The 20109-nt window shown below is 66.0% G+C and carries 13 protein-coding genes and 1 tRNA gene; 6 read left to right on the forward strand and 8 right to left on the reverse strand.

The genetic code is table 11. From position 1 onward, the window contains the following. Nucleotides 1–6 precede the first annotated feature (6 nt). Entirely contained in the window at nt 7–498 is a 492-nt protein-coding gene (locus tag B3611_RS09800; RefSeq protein WP_291314891.1) for a pyridoxamine 5'-phosphate oxidase family protein, read from the reverse strand. Between the two features lie 277 nt (nt 499–775). On the opposite strand from B3611_RS09800, the gene B3611_RS09805 reads away from it, so the two are divergent. Then, complete coding sequence (locus tag B3611_RS09805; RefSeq protein ID WP_291314892.1) at nt 776–1927, forward strand: lipase family protein; 1152 nt, start codon at nt 776–778, stop codon at nt 1925–1927. A gap of 11 nt (nt 1928–1938) precedes the next feature. Here the strand turns inward: B3611_RS09805 and B3611_RS09810 are convergent, their stop codons facing one another. The 6 genes from B3611_RS09810 to B3611_RS09835 form a co-directional block, all read right to left on the reverse strand. Further along, entirely contained in the window at nt 1939–3222 is a 1284-nt protein-coding gene (locus tag B3611_RS09810) for a hypothetical protein (protein ID WP_291314893.1), read from the reverse strand. A 656-nt stretch (nt 3223–3878) separates the two neighbouring features. Then, nucleotides 3879–4442 (reverse strand): DUF3558 family protein, encoded by a 564-nt coding sequence (locus B3611_RS09815; protein ID WP_291314894.1) that lies wholly within the window; start codon nt 4440–4442, stop codon nt 3879–3881. 114 nt (nt 4443–4556) lie between these two features. Continuing rightward, nucleotides 4557–4633, reverse strand: a tRNA-Leu gene (locus B3611_RS09820). A gap of 45 nt (nt 4634–4678) precedes the next feature. Beyond that, nucleotides 4679–8293 carry a transcription-repair coupling factor gene (gene mfd / locus B3611_RS09825; RefSeq protein WP_291314895.1) on the reverse strand — a complete coding sequence of 1205 codons (3615 nt, stop codon included), beginning with the start codon at nt 8291–8293 and terminating at the stop codon, nt 4679–4681. Further along, nucleotides 8290–8961, reverse strand: a complete 672-nt coding sequence (locus B3611_RS09830) for a TetR/AcrR family transcriptional regulator (protein WP_291314896.1) — start codon at nt 8959–8961, stop codon at nt 8290–8292. The genes mfd and B3611_RS09830 overlap by 4 nt, the downstream gene beginning before the upstream one ends. Nucleotides 8962–10253: 1292 nt before the next feature. After that, on the reverse strand, nt 10254–11756 hold the full coding sequence (locus B3611_RS09835; RefSeq protein ID WP_414646332.1) for a multicopper oxidase family protein: 1503 nt from the start codon (nt 11754–11756) through the stop codon (nt 10254–10256). Between the two features lie 73 nt (nt 11757–11829). Between B3611_RS09835 and B3611_RS09840 the strand changes: the two genes are divergently transcribed. Genes B3611_RS09840 through B3611_RS09850 form a run of 3 tightly spaced genes read left to right on the forward strand, consistent with a single transcriptional unit; the run spans nt 11830 to nt 15554 of the window. Further along, nucleotides 11830–13077: an MFS transporter gene (locus B3611_RS09840; RefSeq protein ID WP_291314898.1), complete on the forward strand. Its 1248-nt coding sequence runs from the start codon at nt 11830–11832 to the stop codon at nt 13075–13077. 51 nt (nt 13078–13128) lie between these two features. Next, nucleotides 13129–14568 carry a bifunctional UDP-N-acetylglucosamine diphosphorylase/glucosamine-1-phosphate N-acetyltransferase GlmU gene (glmU, locus tag B3611_RS09845; protein WP_291314899.1) on the forward strand — a complete coding sequence of 480 codons (1440 nt, stop codon included), beginning with the start codon at nt 13129–13131 and terminating at the stop codon, nt 14566–14568. Nucleotides 14569–14576: 8 nt separating this feature from the next. Continuing rightward, nucleotides 14577–15554 carry a ribose-phosphate diphosphokinase gene (locus B3611_RS09850; protein ID WP_291314900.1) on the forward strand — a complete coding sequence of 326 codons (978 nt, stop codon included), beginning with the start codon at nt 14577–14579 and terminating at the stop codon, nt 15552–15554. Here B3611_RS09850 and B3611_RS09855 read toward each other — a convergent pair. Beyond that, nucleotides 15551–16711, reverse strand: coding sequence for a helix-turn-helix domain-containing protein (locus B3611_RS09855; protein WP_291314901.1), 1161 nt, complete (start codon nt 16709–16711; stop codon nt 15551–15553). The two genes, B3611_RS09850 and B3611_RS09855, sit on opposite strands and share 4 nt — an antisense overlap. 106 nt (nt 16712–16817) lie before the next feature. Between B3611_RS09855 and B3611_RS09860 the strand changes: the two genes are divergently transcribed. Together B3611_RS09860 and B3611_RS09865 are read left to right on the forward strand one after the other, a co-directional pair. Next, entirely contained in the window at nt 16818–18305 is a 1488-nt protein-coding gene (locus B3611_RS09860) for an amino acid permease (RefSeq protein ID WP_291314902.1), read from the forward strand. A 62-nt stretch (nt 18306–18367) separates the two neighbouring features. Further along, a complete protein-coding gene (locus B3611_RS09865; protein ID WP_291314961.1) occupies nt 18368–20032 on the forward strand; it encodes an alpha-keto acid decarboxylase family protein in 1665 nt (554 codons plus the stop codon). Nucleotides 20033–20109: the final 77 nt, after the last annotated feature.

A 20109-nucleotide genomic window follows, 5' to 3' on the forward strand; every position in this document is an offset into this window, starting at 1 on the left:
GGGCCGTCACAGGTCGACGGTGGCGGTGTCGCCCTCCGGTTCCTGGCCGGTCAGACGGGTCTTCACAAGGTCGAAGAGAGCTGCCGCGCGTCCATCCTTGTTGCCCCAGAACTGGGCGGACTCGGAGCTGAGCAGCATCACGCCGATGTTCGGGTCGTCCTTGCCCGAGAAGAAGGCGGTCATGGACTCGTCCCACAGCTGCTCGATCTTCGCCGCGCGCTCCTCCCCCTCGAGGAAGCGGACCTTGCCCGTCACCGACAGCCAGGAACCTGCGTCCGAGTACGCCATGTTTACCTGCGGTGAGTCCTGGAGCCACCGCGCCTGATCCGAGTTCGTGCCGACGACAAAGTACACGTCTCCGTCATCGGTGACCTGCTGGGTATCCATCGGGTGGGAGTACAGGCTGCCTCCCCCGCCGACGGTGGTGAGCATCCCCACGGACTTGCCGCGCATGATGTCGATGATGTCGTTCTTCGTGACATTCTCGTTTTGTGCCATGGGGCCACCCTACTGCAAAAACTCCGGTTAAACCGGGCCTCGGGGCATGTATTTTGTGGTTGAAAAGTATTTAAACCCCGAAAGGAACCGCCGTGCTCTTCAGACCCCGACGTGCCGCCGCGTACGCCGCTTCCACCCTTCTCGCGTCCTGCCTCACGGCGCCGGTCGTCTCCCCCGCCGCTGGCGCAGCCGTGCTCGGTTCCGCCGCCGATCTCGCTCCCCCGGCCGTTGTCCAGGGCGGGGAGCCGATGCGTCCGGTTTCCCCCGTGATGCCCCGGTGTTCGACAGCGGCCTGCCCATCCCCGTTGCCGCTGAGCCTGCGGGTTCGCTGCTCGCCGAAGTTCCCCTCGATCCGCGGGTTGGCCTCTCCTCGGCGGGTGCGCAGTACCGGATCGCGTATTCAACCACTAACCAGCACAACCAAAGCGTGCCCGGCACCGGCACCGTCTTTCTGCCCCGCGGTGAGGCCCCGGAAGGTGGCTGGCCCGTACTGGCGTGGGCGCACGGCACGGTCGGCCTCAGCGACGAGTGCACACCCAGCATGAACGCCCCCTCCGCCCGCGATGCCGAGTACCTCAACCACTGGCTGGACCAGGGTTACGCGATCGTCGCCTCCGACTACGCGGGGCTGGGGACAACCGGATTCCACAGCTACCTCAACGGCCGCGTCGCCGCCGCGAACGTCGTCGATGCTGTGCAGGCCGCCCACCGCATGGCATTCGGCCCGGTGCTTTCACAGCAGTGGGCCGTCATTGGCCAGTCGCAGGGCGGCGGTGTCGCGCTGCATGTGGCGCACCGTGCGACCGCGTTAAGCCGGGAACTGGGTCTTGATTACCGCGGGGCGGTGGCCACGGGCGCACCGGCCTATATCGAGGAGATCGTCATCGCTGCGGGTCCGACATTTCCCCCGGTTCCCCTGCCACCCGGAATGACCACCTACGGCCTCTACATCCTCGCTGCCGTGAAGGAGGCCCACCCCGAGCTCGACATCGACTCCGCGCTCACCGACGAAGGCCGCTTCATGATCTCGGAAGCAGGGAAGAGTTGCTACCCGGAGGTCGCGGCCGCGGTGGCCGGCACGAACCTGTCCCGCGCGTTTTCCAAGCCGCTTCGCGACGTCCCCGGTCTCGAGCAGGCGACCCGCGACTTCATGGCTACCCCCGTCACCGGCTACGACAAACCGGTATTCCTCGGCCATGGACTTAGGGACATCGATGTTCCCTCCCCCATCGGCGTGCTCCTGAACAGCGACATGTGGCTGCACCAGTTCAACCTCGACGCCGCCACCCGCAACAACCGGGTGGGGGTGCACTGGTACCCAACCGACCACAGCGGCACGGTGAACCTCTCCACCGCGGATTCCACCCCCTTCCTCCGCAACATCTTCACCACCCCGCCGGCAGCCGGGCTACCGGGCAGCTCCCGGTAACCCGGCCCCCACTACCGGCGCGGTTGTTTGACGTTGTCCCCGATCACGTCCGGCAGCAGCGCGGGAGCCTCACCCAGCAGCGCACGCAGGTTGCCGTCGCGCTCGACCGCGCTGGTCACGGCCTTGACCCGGTTCGCCTTCCTGTCCCGCTCCACCCCGCGGGACGCGGCCCCCGCCGGCCCGCCAACGGGATAGGCCCGGGCAGGGTTCGAGTTAGCCGATGCCCCCGATGCCCCGGGTACGCCCGCAACGCGTGACGACGCCCCAGCCCCCGCACCGGGGCCTCCCAACCCCGCACCCGGGATGCCTGCCCCTACCCCGGTTCCGGTGATGCCACCCGTGCGCGCACCGTTTCCCGCTCCCCCGCCGACGGCACCGGGGAAAGCCCCCGCCCCGAACGAACCCCCATGCAGACCGACCCCGCCGCCCGGGGCCGGTAGCCGCCCACCGAGCGGCCGGCCGACACCCGGGTTGGGGACGCCGCCTGCCCACGCTCCGGCGGTGCCCCCGCGTGGCACGGCACCGGGTGCTCCAAGGCCGGCAGGGGCACCCCGCTGCGCCGCGGAGGCCAGCCCGGGCCCGAACGCGCCGTTGCCCGCCATAAGCGGGGCAGTGGACGCACCACCAACACCGGTCGCCCCGTTTCCGGGCCAGCCCGTTCCTCCGGCCCCCAGGCCAGCGCCGGGATTCAAGGTGGGCGGCATGCTCGGGGCTGCCACGGCCGCGGCCTGGGTCGGTGTCGCCCCCTCGGAGAGGGCACCGAGGGTGTCGGGGGTGATTGCGTCGAACTGCTCGATGACCTCGGTGGGCGTACTGGCCCGGGCCAGGTCGTTGAAGCCGCGCTGGCTGAGGGCGTCCGCGACCACTCTCGGCAGCGGCGTCTTCTCGAACTCGGGCGTACGGGGCACCGATACGGCCTCAGGCTTGTACTCGTCCCCGGGCATGTCTGACAGGGGCGGCAGCAGCTGGTTGAACACCGGGTTCACCGGCACCAGGCTCGTAGTGAGGTTGGGTGCGAAGGGCGCAAGGTACGCGCGCTCGAAGGCGATTTTCTGCTCCATCGTGGGAAGCATGAGCCAGGTGCCGTGTGCCACGGCTGTGTTGATTTGGTTTGCCTGGGCGACGGCCGCCAAGTTCGCCGTGTGGCCCGCCAGGGCCTCCGCGTGACCAGCGTAGGTCCCACCCGCCCACTGGATCTGGTTGATGCGTTCAATGGCCGCCTGGACCCAACTCGTGGTGGCGGAGGAGCCCAGGGAGGCCTTTGCGCCGTCAAGCGAGGCAACGGTTTCGGTCAAGAACTGGGATGTCTGCATCCACTGGGTGGAAGCGTTAGACGCCTGCTGGGGAAACGTGCTAGAGAACTGGCTATTGAGCCCCGGAAGCGAGAACTGCGGGCCGGCCACCGGTAACGCATTGGCGAAACGCCCGGTCGTCGCGTTGACGAGGGCTGGTTCCGGAACTCCCCCGTCCATTGCAGCAACCGCCTTATCCAGCCCCGGCACATCCGCCAAACCAATGTGGGAGAACGCCTTCGAGAACTGGAAATCCGTCAGAACCGTATTTCCTAGGTTTGATTCCAACAGTGAGGCTGCATCAAGGATGTGCGAAGCAAGGGCCCTTGAGGAAACGGGCTGATAATCCTCAGTGATTGTGCCGTGCGTGCGTCCTGCGAAATCCAATCCCGAAACAGCAGAGAAATTGAGAAGATCTGCGAGGGCAGACACGCCAATAAAGGACTCGAGACCCTCTGATATTTGCCGAAGTGAATCAATTGCATTACGTACAGAAGCAATGTCGACAGACATGCTGTTTGCCATTTCGCCCCCCTAAACTGTGGCCCACAACTTGCCGCTATACCGGCACCCCTGCGCCGGTTCCTCGTTGAAGTTAGGGCATCGCGGTTTCTACCGTTGGCCCTTTGGTCACAACATAATGCGCATCGAGGACTTAATCATTTTGCTGCGGAATAGATCCGCTCGAGACCGTCCTGAGCAAGTGCACATAGATAGTTCTGGTCATCGATAGAGACAGAGACGGCGTTGGTGCCGAAGGCTCCTCGCTCGGTGTCGACCATGGCATAACAATTTCCCTGGAGATTGGGGTGTTCGAACACATAAGCGCCCGGAACTGATCCCCAATCATTTTCTGAATGCAGTTTCATCTTGGAAAGGACGATTAGCTTATTTGCGGCATTGGACACGAACCCAATTTGGACCCGCGGGTCATCCGGCTTGAAGTAACAACCCGCCTTTTGGGTCACGGGGTTGTAACCAAGGTCCCGCTTCGCGTGCAAACCCAGCTCAGCAAACTCCTCATCGGATATCTCTTCGCACGGGTTGAACAGATCGTCGCCGATCGTATAAGGGTCGAATTCCCCCAGGACCAGATCCCCGCTCTTGAAGTGGAACGCAGGCTGTTCCTCCTGCGCCACCGTTTCCGCTGGCGCCGCCTCACCTCCACCGTGGGCGACCTCCGCGTCAGATTGTTGTAGTGCGCAGCCGCTGAGCGTCGTCAAGCATGCGAAAATGAACCCCCGAAATGGTTTCACCACTTACCCCCGAAAATCAGTGAATGAACTTCCCCCTGATTCTCATCCGCCGGGGTCCACTCCGCAACAGGAGCGGGACGTTGGTGCCCCCAGTGGGACTCGAACCCACACTGAGCGGATTTTAAGTCCGCGGCCTCTGCCAATTGGGCTATAGGGGCATGCCCGGATATTTTACGTGCGCGGGCTTCGCACGCATCAATCGGTTACTCGCTTACCGAGACCACCTTTTTCTTCCCCGTCACCTTGGTGGAGCCGGTGACCGAGATCTTCTCCACGTCGAACATGTCGGAAAGGAAATCGGCGACCCATTGCAGCAGCTCGAGGTCGCGGAGCGTGGGCTGGTTGATGCCCTTGCCCGCGCGCGGGAAGGGGATCTGCAGCGCCTGGGCAGCGGCGCGGTAGTTCGCTCCCGGGTAGAGCCTCTTCAGCCGCACCTGCTTGGAGTCCGGCAACGCCACGGGCTGGAACTTGATCCGCGTTCCCTGCACCAGGATGTCCGCCACGCCGGCCCGGCGCGCCTGGTGGCGCACGCGCGCGACGGCCATGAGGTGGTCAACCTCCGTTGGCATGGGCCCGAAGCGGTCGGTCACCTCGTCGGCGACCTTGGCCAGGTCCGCGTCGTCGCGGGCCTCCGCAAGCTTGCGGTAGACCTCAAGGCGCAGGCGCTCGGAGTTGATGTAGGACTCGGGGATGTGCGCGTCGACAGGCAGGTCCACGCGGATTTCCTTCGGGCCGTTGTCGGTGGCGTCGATGGTCTCGCCCTTCATCATGGCCTTGAACGTCTCGACGGCCTCGCCAACCAACCGGACATACATGTCGAAACCCACACCCGCGATGTGGCCCGACTGCTCCGCGCCGAGCACGTTGCCGGCACCTCGCATTTCCAGATCCTTCTGTGCCACGGCGATACCGGAGCCGAGGTCGTTGTTCTGGGCGATGGTGGCCAGCCGGTCGTAGGACGTTTCGGTCAGCGTCTTCTCCTTCGGGTAGAGGAAGTACGCGTAGGCGCGGTCGCGGGAACGGCCGACGCGCCCGCGCAGCTGGTGCAGTTGCGACAGGCCCATGTTCTGCGCGTTCTCGACGATCAGGGTGTTGGCGTTGGCGATGTCGAGGCCCGTCTCCACAATGGTGGTGCACACGAGCACGTCGTACTCGCGGTTCCAGAACCCCTCGACGGTCTGCTCGAGGAGCTGCTCGGACATCTGCCCGTGGGCGACGACGACGCGCGCCTCGGGCACCAGCTCGCGCAGGCGGCGCGCGGTGGCCTCGATGTCGGAGACTCTGTTGTGGATGTAGAAGACCTGGCCGTCGCGGAGCAGCTCGCGGCGCACGGCTGCGGCGACCTGCTTGTCCTCCTGGGGCCCGACGTAGGTGAGCACCGGGTGGCGGTCCTCGGGAGGGGTGGTGATGGAGGTCATCTCGCGGATGCCCGTCAGCGACATCTCCAGGGTGCGCGGAATCGGGGTCGCGGTCATGGTGAGCACGTCGACGTGCGATTTCAGCGCCTTGATGTGCTCCTTGTGCTCGACACCGAAGCGCTGCTCCTCGTCGACCACCACGAGACCGAGGTTCTTCCAGTGCACACCCGTCTGCAGGAGGCGGTGGGTGCCGATGACCACGTCGATGGAGCCGTCGGCAAGCCCGGCAAAGATCTCCTTCGATTCCTTGGCGGTGGTGAAGCGGGAGAGCTCCTTGATGTTCACCCCGAAGCCGTCCATGCGGCGGTTGAAGGTGGAGAAATGCTGCTGTGCCAGCAGGGTGGTGGGCACGAGTACCGCGACCTGCTTGCCGTCCTGCACCGCCTTGAACGCGGCACGCACCGCAACCTCGGTCTTGCCGAAGCCCACGTCGCCGACGATCACCCGATCCATCGGGGTGGGTTTCTCCATGTCGTCCTTGACGGCCTCGATCGCGGCGAGCTGGTCCTCCGTTTCGACGAAGGGGAAGTTGTCCTCCATCTCCTGCTGCCACGGGGTGTCCTGGGCGAATGCGTGGCCGGGTGCCGCCTGGCGCTTGGCGTAGAGCTCAATGAGCTCGCCGGCGATCTCCCGCACGGCCGCGCGCGCCCTGCGCTTTGTGTTCTTCCAGTCGGAGCCACCCATCTTGGACAGGGAGGGCTGCTCGCCGCCGGAGTACTTGCTCAAAAGGTCGAGCGACTCCATGGGCACCCATAGCTGGTCGTTGGGCTGGCCGCGCTTGGCGGGCTGGTACTCGAGCACGATGTACTCGCGGCGCGAGTCCTCGTCGCCGGCCTTGACGGTGCGCTCAGCCATTTTGACGAAACGCCCGATGCCGTGGGTGTCGTGCACCACGAAGTCGCCGGGCTTGAGCGCGAGCGGGTCAACGCGGTTGCGCCGGCGCGGGGCACGTCGCTTGGCGCCTGCGATGTCACCGACGCGGTTGCCCGTCACGTCCGTTTCGGTGATGACCACGAGGTTCGGGCCCGGGAACACGAGACCCGCGTGGGACAGCGCCTGGTAAATGGTCACCGCACCCTCGACGGGTTCCATGCCCGGGGTGGCGAGGCGGGCGGAGATACCGTGCTCACGCAGGCGGTCCGCCATGCGCTCGACCGTCCCCTTCGCGGGGGCGACAAAGGCGGCCTTCCCTCCGTTTGCGGCGACATGGAGCTTGATGGTGGCGTAGAGGTTCTCGATCGCCTTCGGGTCACCCTTGAGTGCGGGTGCGGGCTCGAATTCCAGCGGAAGCGTCTCCGAATCGTCCGCGGTGAACATGCCGGGAGGGGCGAAGGTCCACCACGCCACGCCCGCCTGCTCGGCCGAGACCCGCAGGGACTCGAAGGAGCGGTACGAGCTGGCGGAGACATCCAGGCCTTCGACTGCCAGCGGGCCCTCCGCGCCCATCGCGGCGGCCTCCCACCCGGCCTCGAGGAACTCCCGATCAGTCGCCTCCAAGTCCGCGATGCGGGCCTTGACCTTCTCAGGGGAGGTGACCAGGACGATCGAACCCTCCGGCAGGAGCTCCGGCAGGGCCCGGAACGGCTTGTCGGTCAGCGCGGGGATGAGCGCCTCCATGCCGTCCGCGTGCGTCTTCTCCGAGACGCGGGTGAGCAGCTGCACCAGGGTGGGGTTGGAGGGGAACTGGCGGGCCAGGGCGTCGGCGCGGGAGGCGACGGCGTCGTCGATAAGCAGCTGCCGCGCGGGGAAAAGCTTGACGCTGGCGATGTCGTCGATCGTGCGCTGGTCCGCGACTGCGAAAGTTCGGAGGTCGGTGACCTCGTCGCCCCAGAATTCGATGCGCACGGGGTGCTCGGAGGTGGTCGGGAAGACGTCGATGAGCCCGCCGCGGGTGGCGAACTCACCGCGTTTGGCCACCATGTCCACGTGCTCGTAGGCGTAGCCGGCGATGCGCTTGGTGAGCTCGGTGAAGTCGTGCTCCTCCCCCGCTGCCACGGTGATCGGCTCCACGGCGGGCAGGACGGGCTGGCACGCTGCCCGCGCCGCCGCGACGATGACGCGCGGCATGTCCCACAGCACCTTCGCACGCTTGCCGACGACATCCGCGGCCGGCGAGAGCCGCTCGTGGGGAAGCGTCTCCACCGAGGGGAACTGCGCGACCTCCCCCTCCCCGAGCAGGGCTGTGAGCTCGGCGGTCAGGTCCTCCGCCTCGTGTCCGGTGGCGGTGACGAGGAGCACGGGAACCTCGCGGGAGAGAGCCGCGGCGGCCCAGCTGCGCACCTGATCGATGCCGGTGACGTGCAGATGCTCCTGGCCGACGTTGCTCACCAGCCCCTTGAGCTTCGGGTCCGTCAGCGCGGTGGTGAGCAGCCCCCCGAGGGCGGGCGTCAAGTCGGTCATGCATCCTCCGTTTTCTCAGATTCTTTGGTGGGGTTGTCGGACGGTGTCGGCGGGGCGCTGCCGCCTGCGGGTTCTATTTTGGGCGTGGCCTCCATGCCGCTCAAACCGTTCCAGGCGAGGTTGGCCACGTGCGCGGCCACCGTGTACTTGTCGGGCGAGCGCTGGTCCAGCCACCACAACGCGGTGTTCGACGCGGTGCCGACGATGGCCTGGGCGTACAGGGGTGCGATGGTCGGGTCCAGGCCCCGGTGCTTGAACGCCACACCGAGGAACGAGGAGACCTGCGCGATGGACTTGTTGAGCAGCGTGGAAAACGTCCTCTCTTCCCCCGGCACCTGGCCGTGGACGAGGATGAGGAAGCCGTCGGTGTTCTCCTCCACGAACGTCAGGAGTGCGACGATGCTTCCCTCGATGCGTTCGCGCCAGCGGCCGTGCGAGATGGATTCGAGGATCATCACCTCGAGCTCGGCCGCGTCCTCCTCGATGATCGCCTTGTACAGGCCGTCCTTGCCGCCGAAGTGTTCGTAGATCACCGGCTTGGACACTCCGGCGCGGACGGCGATTTCCTCGACGGACACGCCGTCGAGGCCGCGCTCGGCGAATGCCGCGCGGCCGATGGAGATGAGTTGCGCCCTGCGCTGGGAACCTGTCATTCGCTGCCGAGCCATGCCGACCACTTTACGGGCGGGGCCGACATACCCGCAGATTAGGCAACCTGGGGCCGTCCGCTACAATGAGCAACTGATTTCCCCATGGTGTAATTGGCAACACTACGGTTTTTGGTACCGTCATTCTAGGTTCGAGTCCTGGTGGGGAAGCTTTTTGTGGGCTCTTTTTAATTGTTTCTTGAGTTTGGGAGTCTGCGCGAGAGAACACAGTGGACTGAAGCGGTTCATCAGCTCTAGCCATTTCGGATGCCGGGGAAGCCTCGCGGTGCAGACCCGAAATTTTGGCGCTTGAAGTGAACATGTTTCCCACCGCATCGATAGATTGGCCCGTCTCTCCCGCAGCAATCTAATTCAGACGGCCGAAAACGAGGGGCGCCTCAGTTTTTCTCAGGATGTATGCAGACTTACATCCCCAGGAATTATTGCTCTATCCAGCGTGCGTTCAGGTGGAACATCCTTCAGTTAGATCCCGGCGAGCGTGGGGGTACGGCGAAAAAGTCAGATTTTCTTACCGGACAAAGCGATGTCCCATAACATCGGTGCCAGGAATCCTGGATATTTCATACCTTATTACCGTCTGATCGTGACTGGGAGACTGTCAAATCACGGGCCGATCGATGTACGCGACTCAAAAAGAAACCCACTCCCTCAGCCGTCTACCCCTCAAGAAAGTATTGGCCATGAAAAACACCCTCCCCATTCTTGGTGTCATCGTTCTTGCGGGAGCACTTGGTGCCTGCGGAACCGGTGAGATCGGAAACGGTTCGGATGCGACTGAGACGACCACCGTCTCTTCGAACACCACCGTCCCGAGCTCGACGTCGGCCACCCTAACCATGACGTCGACCGCGACCGCAGCCCCACGAGACGCCGCCGCTACGGAGCCAGAAGCTGCGCCCCCGGTCGCTGCACCCTACGTCGTACAGTGCGAGCCGGGTATACCCGGCCCCGCCCTCTGGTCTGATGGTTCAACTCGGTTCAGCCAAGACTGCTACGACCAAGGTGTCGCGAACCGCGGCAGCTACCGGTGCCCCCATACGGATTCATATGTAGATGACCCGTCGAAATGCGCGCCTTGGCAGCGCGACGAGACTCCTTTAGATCAGATCTCTTACGCAGATGGGGGCACCTGCCCCGCGTACAAATGCGGTTACGGGCACGATGCGAATGGAAACCCCAACCCGACATCCGGGGAGACACAGTTGATGAACGGGTGCGAAAAAGGTTATATCAACGACCCGGAAAAGTGTGAGGCTGTGGCGCGGAAGGCCGCACAATACGGCTGGTAACGATTAGTGCCCGTGCATCCCCGCGTGCTTCAACCGCACCTCCTGGCCCGGTTCCGCAACGACGAACTGCCCCATCATCCCCTGGTCCTCGTGGAAGAGCATGTGGCAGTGGAACATGTACGCCAGCGTCGGGTCCGGGTACCACCCGATCTCCACCAACAGGGAAACCGTGGACAGCGGCGGGATGGTGATCGTGTCGTGCCAGCCCGACGTGAACGCGATATTCCCGTTTTCCACCCCGAGCACCTGGAAACGCGCGTTGTGCACGTGGAAGTTGTGTGGCCAGTCGGAGTTCTCGTTGGTCACCTTCCACACCTCGGGCCCCTCGTGGTCGACAACGAAATCGACCCGGCCCATGTCCATGGACTGCTCGTTGATCTGGAACCCGCTGAGCCGGAACTCGCGCTCGACGGCACCCGAGGCATCGGGCTTGACGACGTCGACCAGCCTGCCCGGGAGATCACCCGGTGCCGCCGCGCCCTCCGGCGGTCCCGCTATTTCCAGCAGATTGAAGGTGTCGCGCATGCCGAATCCGTCCGCGGTCTCCCCCTTCTCCAGCCCGCCGTTGTCGGGCACGCCGATCGAACGGAGCGTGCAGTTCCTCCCCGGTTCCAGGTCGACCACTATCTCCACCCTCTCGCCGGGGCTGAGGAGGACGGAGTCGACCTCGACGGGGGCGTCCAAAAGCCCCTGGTCCGTGCCCACGACGTGGACGGGCCTGCCGAGGCTGAGGTTGTGGTAGCGCATGGTGGTTCCGTTGACCACGCGCAGACGCAGCCGGCGGCGCTGCGCGTCGAGACGCGGTTTGGTGATGCCGTTGACCAGCGGGGTGTCACCGAGCAGGCCGTAGGTGGGGTCGATGGTCTCGTCCAGCTGTCCGTCATCGGTGAATTTCGCGTCGGTGATGATTACCGGGATGTCGTCCACCCCGTACTCAGACGGCAGGCCGAGCGCGTCCGCCTCGTCATCGGCCACGACAATGCCGCCCGCCAGCCCGCGGTAGGCGTGCAGGGAGGAGATCTGGTGCGGGTGGGGGTGGTACCAGCAGGTCGCGGCGGGCTGGTCCACCGTCCAGGTGGGGTTCCAGCTCTGCCCCGGGTCGAAGACCAGCGCCGGTCCCCCGTCGGCGGCCGCGGGTAGATTCAGGCCGTGCCAGTGCACGACGGTCGGCTCAGTGACCTCGTTGCGCACCGTCATCTCGACGGTTTCCCCGCGCCGCATGTAGAGCACCGGGCCGAGCCAGGGGCCGTTGAAGCCCCAGGTGTTGGTGCTCACACCGGGGACGATCTCGTACTGGCCCGCTTGCGCGGTGAGGGTGAACCGCCGCGTCGAACCGTCCACTTCACCCTTCTCCAGAGCCGGGACGGGTAGCGGCCGCGCCTCCTCCTTGGCGCCGCGCGGCACCTTCTGGCCGCGGGCGGTGCCGCCTGGGCCGGTGCACGCCGCGAGGACCCCCGCAGTGGTGAGAACCACGCCCCTGAAAAACGTCCGCCGACTGAAACCCATCGTGCGCCTCCTGCCCTGCTTAGCCGAGACTTACCCCAGCGGTGCCTCTCACCCGACCCTACTATTTCCACTCATGAGCGAAACGACCCCTCAGGGGCTTCCGAACCAGGAGGCCAACGCCCGACGGTTCATCTGGGCTAACGGGCTCCAGGGCATTGGGGACCAGATCGTCGCAGCCAAGACCGTCCTGCCGTGGCTGTTCACGGCGGCCGGCGTCCCGGCCGCGTTCACCGCGTTCCTCGTTCCGATCCGCGAGTCCGGGTCCATGCTGCCCCAGGCGGCCATCAGCCCCTGGATCAGCTCCACGCCGGCACGCAAAAGGGTGTGGATCCTCGGTTCCCTCGGCCAGGCGGCGGCGGCCGCGGGCATCGCCGTTGCCGCCCTTTTCCTGCGCGGCCTTGTCCTGGGCCTGGTTGTGATCGCGCTGCTGGCGGTCCTGTCCGTTTTCCGCGCGGTGTGCTCGATCGCGGGCAAGGACGTGCAGGGGCACACCATCGAAAAGGGGCGCCGCGGCCTCATCACCGGACGCGCGACTGCGCTGTCGGGGGCGTTCACACTGGCCATCGGCCTGGCCATGAGCGTGCTTCCCACCCATCTCCCCCGCTGGATCATCGCCGCGCTCCTCGCCGGCGGTGCCGCAACCTGGGTTCTCGCCGCCGGGGTGTTCACGCGCATTGAGGAGCCGAACGCCGAGCACCCGACGGAGACGTTCGACACCGGATGGGTGCGCGCCACCCTGGACCTCGTCCGCGGCGACCGGAAACTGCGCCGGTTCCTCCTCGTGCGCTCACTCATGCTGGTCACGGCTCTTTCCACCCCGTTCATCATCGTCCTCGGCCAGAAGGAGGGCCAGGACCTCAGCAGCCTGGGCGGGTTCATCCTCGCCTCGGGCGGGGCCTCGCTCGTCGGCGGGCGCGCCTCCGGCATCTGGTCGGACCGCTCCTCCAAGAACGCGATGGCCGTCAGCGCCGGCTTCGCCTCCGTCGTACTGGTGTTGTTGGTGGCGGCCGCCCAGTGGGCGTCGACAAGCGTCAATGCCTGGGTGATGCCCATCGGCTTTTTCCTGGTCAACCTCGCCCACACCTCCGTGCGCGTGGCGCGCAAGACCTACCTCGTGGACATGGCCGACGGTGCGCGCCGAACCATGATCACAGGCGCGTCAAACACCATCATGGGTGTGATTCTGCTGGTCATGGGCGGTATCTCCTCGCTCGTGGCGCACTTCGGCCCTGAACCCACGCTCCTGTTCCTCGCGGTTGTGGGCTTCATCGGTGTTTTCGGCGCGTCGAACCTGGAAGACGTCTCCGGGCGCGCGGGCTAAGCGTTATGCTGTTGCACGCTGTGAATTCCACAATTAAAGGAGAGTCTCCGAGTGACTAACCACTCCGAATGCGCCGTCGTCGTACTCGCCGCGGGCGCGGGAACCCGCATGAAGTCGGACAAGCAGAAGACGCTGCACGAGATCGGCGGGCGGAGCCTCCTGTCGCATTCCCTGCACGCCGCCGCGTCCGTTTCCCCCTCCCACCTCGTGGCCGTCGTCGGCCACCAGCGCGATCAGGTCGCCCCGGCGGTGGACAGGATCGCGGAGGACATAGGCACCACCATCCTCCAGGCGGTGCAGGAGGAGCAGAACGGAACGGGCCACGCCGTCCAGGTCGCGCTCGAGACGCTGCCCGACTTCGACGGGACCGTGGTGGTCACCAACGCCGATGTCCCGCTGCTCACCGGGGAAACGATCAAGGCGCTTATCGATGCCCACGAGGCTGCCTCGGCGGCCGTCACCGTCCTCTCCCTCGAGCTGGACAACCCCACCGGTTACGGGCGCATCATCCGCGACGAGGCGGGCGGGGTCCGCGAGATTGTCGAGGAGAAGGACGCCACCGCCTCCCAGAGGAAGGTCACGGAGGTCAACTCCGGTGTCTTCGCTTTCGACGGCGCCGTGCTGCGCGACGCGCTGACGCGCATTGACTCCAATAATGCACAGGGCGAGCTCTACATCACCGATGTGCTCGGCATTGCCCGCGGTGACGGGCGCACCGTGGCCGCCTTCACCGCCCCCGATGCCCGGGAGCTCGCGGGCGTGAACGACCGCGTCCAGCTCGCCGAGGCCGGCCGCGAGCTGAACCGCCGCAGCGTCGAGCGCGCGATGCGCGCCGGCGCCACCGTCATCGACCCGGCCACCACGTGGATCGGCGTCGAGGTCGAGATCGGCCGGGACGTGCTCATCCACCCGAACACCCAGCTGTGGGGCTCGACCGTCATCGGCGACCGCGCGGAGATCGGCCCCGACACGACGCTGACCGACATGGAGGTCGGGGAAGACGCGAAGGTCGTGCGCACCCAGGGCGAACTCGGCGTGATCGGTGCACGCGCCTCCGTCGGCCCCTTCACCTACATCCGCCCGGGGACCGAGCTGGGCGAGGACGGCAAACTCGGCGGGTTCGTGGAAGCGAAGAACGCCCAGATCGGGCCCGGCTCCAAGGTGCCGCACCTGACCTACATCGGTGACGCCACCGTGGGCCGGGAGTCCAACATCGGCGCCTCGAGCGTCTTCGCCAACTACGACGGCATCTCCAAGCACCACACCACCATCGGCGACTACTGCCGCACCGGCTCCGACACGATGTTCGTCGCCCCCGTCAACATCGGCGACGGCGCGTACACCGGCGCAGGTACAGTTGTTACCGAAGATGTGCCCGCGGGCGCGCTCGCCATCAAGGAGGGCCGCCAGCGCAACATCGAGGGCTGGGTGGAGAAGAACCGCCCCGGCACGGACGCGGCCGAGGCCGCGAAGAACGCACGCGAGAAGTAAGGAAAACGATGACCGGATATTCCACCGAGAGCCACAAGAACCTCAAACTCTTCTCCGGGCGCGCCCACCCCGCGCTCGCCGAGGCCGTCGCCAAGGAACTGGGCATCGATCTCGTGCCCACCACCGCGCGCGACTTCGCCAACGGCGAGATCTTCATCCGTTTCGAGGAGTCCGTCCGCGGGTCCGACTGCTTCGTCATGCAGTCCCATGCCCAGCCGCTGAACAAGTGGCTGATGGAGCAGCTCATCATGATTGACGCCCTCAAGCGAGGCTCCGCGAAGCGCATCACGGCTATTCTGCCGTTCTACCCCTACGCGCGCCAGGACAAGAAGCACCGCGGCCGCGAGCCCATCTCCGCCCGCCTCGTCGCAGACTTGCTCACCGCCGCGGGTGCGGACCGTATCGTTTCCGTGGATCTGCACACCGACCAGATCCAGGGCTTCTTCGACGGGCCCGTCGACCACATGCACGCCATGCCGATCCTCACGGACTACATCAAGGAGAAGTACTCCCTGGACAACCTCTGCGTGGTCTCCCCCGATGCCGGCCGCGTGAAGACCGCCGAGAAGTGGGCCAACACGCTTGGCGACGCCCCCATGGCCTTCGTCCACAAGACCCGCGACATCGACGCCGCCAACCAGGTCGTCTCCAACCGCGTCGTCGGTGATGTCTCCGGCAAGGACTGCATCCTGATGGACGACATGATCGACACCGGCGGAACCATCGCAGGTGCCGTCGGCGTGCTCAAGGACGCGGGCGCAAAGTCCGTGCTCATCGCCACCACCCACGGTGTTTTCTCCGACCCGGCCCGCGAGCGCCTGAGCAAGTGCGGCGCCGAGGAGGTCATTGCGACGGACACCCTGCCGCAGTCCACCGAGGGCTGGGACAACCTCACCGTCCTGTCCATCGCCCCCCTTCTGGCCAAGACGATCCACGAGATCTTCGAGAATGGCTCCGTCACAACCCTCTTCGAGGGCCAGGCTTAACGCTCGCTCCTCGACTCCAACACGCCGTGCAGCTTGAGCGCGACGTGGAGGGCGGCGGTCTCCCAGCCGTCGTCAAGCGTGGCCTCACCCATGATCTCGCGCGCCCTGTCGAGGCGATAGTGCAGCGTGGCGCGGTGGATGAAGCATGCCGCGGCTGCCTCGGTGACGTTGCGCCCCAAGTCGAGATACGTCAACAGAGTGCGCCAGTAGGAGTTGGTGGGCGCGTCGAGGAGCGCCGCGGCGTGCGGGCTGACTGCGCGCACCGTTTCGGGGCGCAGCTCCCAGCCGAAGAGAAGGCGCCAGGCCCCGGCCTCACCCCACGCCAACGACTCCACCCCCGAGAGCTTTGCCACCTCCGCGACGAACCGCGCGCGGGCGAGCGCCGCTGCCGCGCTGACGCCGTCGACGGCCCGCGCGGTTCCCCAGGCGGTGATGTCGACGTCGCACGCACGCGCCGCATGGAGCAGATCTGCGGTGACCAAGTCCGTATCTTCCGCGGTGCGCGGCGACTCTATGAGGGTGACCGAGCTGAACTCGGGGTGCACGAGGTAGGGGCGGTGGAAGGTCGGGCGGGCCAGCTCCTCCCCGAAGCGGCGAATGGCTTCCGGGGGCGCCTCGACCAGCACCTTGCGCACCGTCAGTGTTCCGTCCCCCGGCAGCCAGTCGCGCTGGCGGGCGTCGGCAAGCGAGGGCTCGTCCCCGCTGAGGATGAGGCGGGCGACCTCCCCGCGCTGCTCCGCCACGTTCGGGAGAGCGGAATCGCTGCGCTGGACGAGCTCCGCGATGGATGACGCCGCAGCCACCGCCACATCGATTTCGGGGTCGGTCAGCGGCGGGGAGTCGATGAGCCACAAGTGCCCGACAAGCCTTCCGCCGTGCCGCAGGGGTATGCAGATCCGCCCGAGCATTCCATACTCGTCGTTGGGCGGGATGCGCACCGGTGCGGTGGACTCCTGGATGCCGAAGCCGAGCATCCAGGGCACCGGCTCCAGCGGCGGGGTCCGGTTGATGATGGAGCTGATCCGGCTCTGGTCGATGGGCCCGTGCTGGGCGGAGGCGCAGATGACGTGGAGCGAAGGGGAATCCACCTCCACGGAGCGCTTCAACCGGCGGGCCAAATCGTCGGCCGCCTCCTGAATCGGGGGAATGTGCGACATATGTCAAAATTAGTTGTTTGTTTTGTGCGGTGACAAGCAATCCAGGGGCAACGATAATTTCCGTTTAGGCACAAAACTATGTCCCGAATCACACTGGAGGGTAAATATGGCCCACGACAAATCTCCCGTCGCCGCAACGCCCGCGGCGGAGGGACCCGCCGACGAGGGGTTGCAACGCCGGGTGAAGAACCGGCACCTGCAGATGATCGCCTTCGGTTCGGCGATCGGCACGGGGCTGTTCCTCGGCTCCGCGTCCTCGATCACCTACGCCGGACCCGCCGTGCTCGTCTCCTACGCCGTGGTCGGCTTCATCATCTACTTCCTCATGCGCATGCTCGGCGAGATGGCGGTGGAGCACCCCGTCTCCGGCACCTTCGCCGCCTACTCCCGTGAGTACCTCGGCCGTCGCGCCGGATTCATCACCGGCTGGAACTGGTGGTTCACCACCATCGTCGTCGGCATGCTCGAGCTCACCGCCATGGGAACCTTCCTCGATTTCTGGTACCCCAGCATCCCGCACTGGATCACCGCACTGGTGTCCCTGGTGACCATCGTGGCGATCAACCTGCTCCACGTCGGCGTCTTCGCCGAAGCCGAGTACTGGCTGTCCTTCATCAAGGTCGCCGCGCTGATCCTCATGATCGTGGGCGGGCTCGCGCTCGTCTTCGGACTCACCCCGGAGCCCGCCGTCGGCTTCTCCAACCTCTGGGAGCACGGCGGGTTCATGCCGAACGGCGTCACCGGCATTCTCTACTCGCTCGTCGCCGTTATCTTCACCTTCGGCGGCATCATGTCCCTCGGCACCGCGGCCGGTGAGGCCTCCGATCCCGAGAAGGCGATCCCCAAGGCCATCAATTCCGTGATCTGGCGCATCCTCGTTTTCTACATCGGCGGCATCGGTGTCATTCTCCTCCTCGCCCCGTGGGACCAGCAGGACACCAACGCCAGCCCCTTCGTGCGGGTGCTCTCCACGATCGGCGTCAACGGCGCAGCCACGGCCCTCAACATCGTGATCATGGTCGCCGTCGCCTCCGTGCTCAACACCATGACATACTCCGGCAGCCGGATGCTGCGCGACCTCGCCTGCAATGGCCAGGCCCCCGCGTTCTTCGGTGCGACGACGGCCAAGGGCCTGCCCCTCCGGGCACTGCTTTTCGACGCCGCGCTCATGGCCGTCGTCGTGGTCCTGAACTACTTCTTCGAGGGCAAGATCTTCGTCGTCCTGCTCGCCATCATCACCGGGGCGGAGCTCATCACCTGGACCGGTGTCGTGCTGTCCCACCTGAAGTTCCGCCAGCGCTTCAACCGCGCGGGCAACACCGCGCGGTTCCGTGCCCCGCTCTACCCCTTCGCCAACTGGCTCTGCCTGGCGGTGTTCGCCCTCGTTATCGTGCTCATGGGCATCCTGCCCGAGTACCGCACCGGCCTGATCGCCCTCATCGGCTGGATCCTCGCCCTCGGCGTGATCTGGCAGGGCAAGCTGATGAACGACCGGCGCATGGGTGTAACCGATAATGGGGAGAGCCCCCTCGCCATCGCCGCTCCCCGGGTCGCTGCTGACCACGCGGCAGACGGATCGATCATCACCCGCTAGACGCCAAACAACCCCGGCACCCCGCCGGTAAACACAACACCAAGGAGAACACTGTGGCAACAATGACCATCGGTGATTTCGTCATCGACCGGCTCAAGGCCCTCGGCATCCGGGAAATCCTCGGTGTGCCCGGCGACTTCAACCTGAGCTTCCTGGAGCAGATCGAGGCCGCGGACGATTTCCGCTTCGTGGGCACGTGCAACGAGCTCAACGCGGCCTACGCAGCCGACGGTTACGCCCGCCTCCACGGCGTGGGCGCCCTGCTCACCACGTACGGTGTCGGCGAGCTTTCCGCGCTCAACGGCATCGCCGGGGCCCGCGCCGAGCACGTCCCTGTCGTCTCCATCGCCGGTGCTCCCCCGCAGTACGCCACCGAGTACCGCTGGAACCTGCACCACTCCCTCGCCGACGGCGACTACGACAACATGCTCGACGCCTTCCGGCCCTTCACCGAGGTCGCCATCCGCGTGTCCCCGATGAACGTGGTCGAGGAATTCGACCGCGCACTGCGCACCTGCGTGCGCGAGAAGCGCCCGGTGCACATCCAGATCCCCTCCGACATCACCCACCTCGAGGTGGAGGTGCCGGATGCCCCGTTCACCGTGGAGCTCCCGTCGAGCGACTCGGAGCGTCGCCAAGCGGCCGTGGAGAAATTCCTGGGCGAGTTCACCAAGGCTGAGCGGCCGCTCTTCCTGCTCGACCAGGACACGGACCGGCACGGCTTCACCGACGTGTTCCGCCGCATCATCGACCGTGCCCAGATCCCCTACGCACACATGGCGTCCGCCAAGGCGCAGCTCAACGAGCGCCACCCGCTGTGCGTGGGCACCTACAACGGCGCCGCCTCCGCGCCGGGGGTGCGCGAGCAGGTGGAGGGTTCGGACTTCCTGGTCACCACCAACCCGCGGTTCATCGAGGTCAACTCCGGCAACTTCACCCACGCCCTCCCGGAGGACCGGGTGGTCAACTTCGGCGACCAGCACATGGTGCTCGACCAGGAGTTCATCGTGGGCATCAACTCCCTCGAGGTGCTCGAGGACATTGCCTCGGCCATCCCCGAGCGGGCCAAGACCGAGGCGGAGCCGGTCGGCGCGCCGGAGTACGACGTCCAGCCGGATAAATCCCTCACCCAGGCCCGCCTGTGGCCGCGCATCGCCAACTTCATCCGGGAGGGCGACGTGGTCATCGCCGAGGCCGGCACCTCCAACATTGGGCTGGGCCCGCAGCGCATGCCGGATTCGGTGAAGTACATCAACTCGCCCATCTGGGGCTCGATCGGCTTCACCCTTCCCGCCCTCATGGGCGCGATGCTCGCCGCCCCGCAGCGCCGCCACCTGCTGTTCATCGGCGACGGGTCCTTCCAGCTCACCGCACAGGAACTCTCCACCATCCTGCGCGAGGACCTCAAGCCCATCATCTTCCTGATGAACAACCGCGGTTACACCATCGAGCGCTTCATCCTCGGCATGGAGCAGGAGTACAACGACATCCAGAACTGGCAATTCAGCGAGCTGCCCAGGGTGTTCAAGGCCGACACCACCGTGGAGTGCCACAAGGTTTCCACGGAGGGCGAGCTCGAGGACGTGCTGGCGAAGGTCGCCGACTCGGACAAGGGCGCGTTCATCGAGATGCACCTCGACCCCTTCGACGCCCCCAAGGCCCTGCAGGGCTTCGGACCCGCCACCGCCGACTTCGACTTCGGACCCCGCGGCCCCCGCAACCCGTAGACACCGCGCGCCCACCGTACCCCGCAGCACGCGCCGCGGGGTACGGTTCGCAGCGAGCCAGAGTTAACCGACACCGC

The organism is Corynebacterium sp. UBA2622 (assembly GCF_002339505.1).
GTDB lineage: Bacteria > Actinomycetota > Actinomycetes > Mycobacteriales > Mycobacteriaceae > Corynebacterium.

Excerpts from the sequence above, each read along its gene's own strand:
- B3611_RS09835 (WP_414646332.1), bottom strand. The coding sequence starts at position 11,756 with ATGGGTTTCAGTCGGCGGACGTTTTTCAGGGGCGTGGTTCTCACCACT.
- B3611_RS09865 (WP_291314961.1), top strand. The coding sequence starts at position 18,368 with ATGACCATCGGTGATTTCGTCATCGACCGGCTCAAGGCCCTCGGCATC.
- B3611_RS09855 (WP_291314901.1), bottom strand. The coding sequence starts at position 16,711 with ATGTCGCACATTCCCCCGATTCAGGAGGCGGCCGACGATTTGGCCCGC.
- B3611_RS09840 (WP_291314898.1), top strand. The coding sequence starts at position 11,830 with ATGAGCGAAACGACCCCTCAGGGGCTTCCGAACCAGGAGGCCAACGCC.
- B3611_RS09850 (WP_291314900.1), top strand. The coding sequence starts at position 14,577 with ATGACCGGATATTCCACCGAGAGCCACAAGAACCTCAAACTCTTCTCC.
- B3611_RS09800 (WP_291314891.1), bottom strand. The coding sequence starts at position 498 with ATGGCACAAAACGAGAATGTCACGAAGAACGACATCATCGACATCATG.
- mfd (WP_291314895.1), bottom strand. The coding sequence starts at position 8,293 with ATGACCGACTTGACGCCCGCCCTCGGGGGGCTGCTCACCACCGCGCTG.
- B3611_RS09860 (WP_291314902.1), top strand. The coding sequence starts at position 16,818 with ATGGCCCACGACAAATCTCCCGTCGCCGCAACGCCCGCGGCGGAGGGA.
- B3611_RS09830 (WP_291314896.1), bottom strand. The coding sequence starts at position 8,961 with ATGGCTCGGCAGCGAATGACAGGTTCCCAGCGCAGGGCGCAACTCATC.